Consider the following 1834-nt stretch of genomic DNA (forward strand, 5'->3'; position numbering starts at 1 on the left):
CCCTTCTCCCGGAACAGGGCCCCCTCGCCCTTCTCTCCGAGACCGGCCGGGGCCTCCAGCTCGTCGCCGGCCTCACCCACCGTTGGGGCGTCGATCCCCAACACCTGGGCAAAACCGTCTGGTTCGAGCTGGACGGTGCTGTCGCGTGAGCGCCCACCACCCCATTCACCCCGCCGACCCGGCGCTGCTGCACCTCACCTCGCGCCAGGTAGCCCAACTCATCGTCGAACTCCGCACGGAAGGAAGAGAGTTCGGCCTCCTCTGGCCGTCCGCCAGCCCCGGCGACATCAACCTCCACGGCCGGCGCCTGGTCGACATCGGCAACGTCCCGGCCAGCACTCTGGTCAACCTCCTCGCGCTCATCCGCGAGTTCAGGCGCAACCGCGACCTCAGGCCGTAGGAACAGCCCCGTACGTGTTGAAGCGCAGGTACAGCCCGATGTGCGCCGGAATCCCCGGCGCGATGGTGCGGTAGCTGCACAGCTCCTGCACCCCGCTCTCGCCCTCGGGCAGCCCTTCCGTCAGCCGCCGCAGCACCTCGGCGTGCGGGCGCGGGTCGACGCCCTCGATCCGCATCAGCTCCGCGATCCGCTCGGCGGCCTCGGCATCGCTGCGGGTGTTGCCGGGAAGCCGCAGGTAGACGTTGGCCTCCTCGGGCCCCGTCGCACCCTCCCGGAACGCCAGGCAGGTCATCGGCTCGTTGTCCACCGTGCCGCCGTCCCGCCCGTGGATCACGGCACGGGCTCGGGCCGCCCGTGCCGAATCGTGGCGGTGCGACAGTGCGGCCACGGTGTCCAACTCGTCCATCGGCATCGGGAGGTGGCGGAAGTAGACCTTCACCCGGGAGGCGCTTCCGCCGTCCAGGTCGAGGGCGAAGAACTCCACCTCGTGCCCGCGCCGGGCGAGTTCCCCGCACCGCCGCCCCACCGGCTCCCAGGCCTCGGCCAGCCCCAGTCGGTGCATGGCCTCGGCCATGACCTCGTCGGTGCGGTCCGGGCCGTGCGCCTGCGGGTTGAGGTAGACCTTGTAGTGCGGCCGCTCGCCAGGCTGCCAGGCCAAGGAGTGCCAGACGGTGGGCCGGTTGAGGCCGGGACGGGCCGTGACGAACAGGTCCTCGACGTCGAGGTACCGCTCGATGCTCACCCCCGGCCGTTCGGCGAGCCGAAGCGTCAACTCCCGTCCGGCTTCCTGGCATCCGAGCGGAGTGTGGTCGAAACTCAGCGACTCGAACAGGATGCGCACCTCCGGCCTCCCCGCCTTCCAGCTGACGGAAAGCTCGGCGGGGAAGCCGTCGGTGGAGACGAACGACGGTGGATTGCAGCGGGTCCCGATGGGCCGCGCCCCCCATGGGCTGAGCACGTCCCGCAGGTCCCGCAGGACGCGGGCCGTCTCCGACCCGCCGATCCCCAGGCCCCGGCAGACGGCTGTCCACTTCTCCTCCAGGAACTGCCCGAAGGTCTTGTCCGGGTCCCGGAAGGGGGCGAGGGTGGGTGTGGTGTCGCGAAGCAGCGGGCTGGTCACTGGCCCGACTGGTTGGGTTCGTTCATTTGCCCGATGGCCGACTGGTTGGGCTCGTTGAGCTGCCCGACGACCGACTGGTTCGGCTCGTTCAGCTGCTTGGCGACAGTGCTGGGCGCGGGTGCTGCCGCCAGGGTCGCCGAGGTGCCGACGAGCAGTGCCGTACCTGCGGCGATTCCAACTGCCCACGTGGCCAATGCCCTGCGCATCATTGCCCCTCCCCCTGATCGATGATCAGATTGATCATAGTCACAGGGGTGATGCCAAAGGTATGTATCTTTCGAACGCATCTTTGATTTGCCCCCGCCCAGCCGGCC

At 69.6% G+C, this 1834-nt stretch carries 3 protein-coding genes; 1 reads left to right on the forward strand and 2 read right to left on the reverse strand.

Annotated features, from left to right (window positions below):
• Positions 1-145: 145 nt before the first annotated feature.
• The gene (locus tag ACIQOV_RS39830; protein ID WP_380359172.1) at positions 146-400 is read left to right on the forward strand and encodes a hypothetical protein; all 255 of its coding nucleotides are present in this window, start codon (positions 146-148) and stop codon (positions 398-400) included.
• Here ACIQOV_RS39830 and ACIQOV_RS39835 read toward each other — a convergent pair.
• Both ACIQOV_RS39835 and ACIQOV_RS39840 read right to left on the reverse strand, forming a co-directional pair.
• Positions 390-1520, reverse strand: coding sequence for a tryptophan dimethylallyltransferase family protein (locus ACIQOV_RS39835; RefSeq protein WP_401055816.1), 1131 nt, complete (start codon positions 1518-1520; stop codon positions 390-392). The genes ACIQOV_RS39830 and ACIQOV_RS39835 overlap by 11 nt on opposite strands.
• Positions 1517-1834: hypothetical protein (locus tag ACIQOV_RS39840; RefSeq protein WP_401055818.1), on the reverse strand; the 318-nt coding region annotated here is incomplete at its 5' end. The genes ACIQOV_RS39835 and ACIQOV_RS39840, both read right to left, overlap by 4 nt.

Source organism: Kitasatospora sp. NPDC091257, from assembly GCF_044757675.1.
In the GTDB taxonomy this organism is placed as follows: Bacteria; Actinomycetota; Actinomycetes; order Streptomycetales; family Streptomycetaceae; genus Kitasatospora; species Kitasatospora lactacystinica.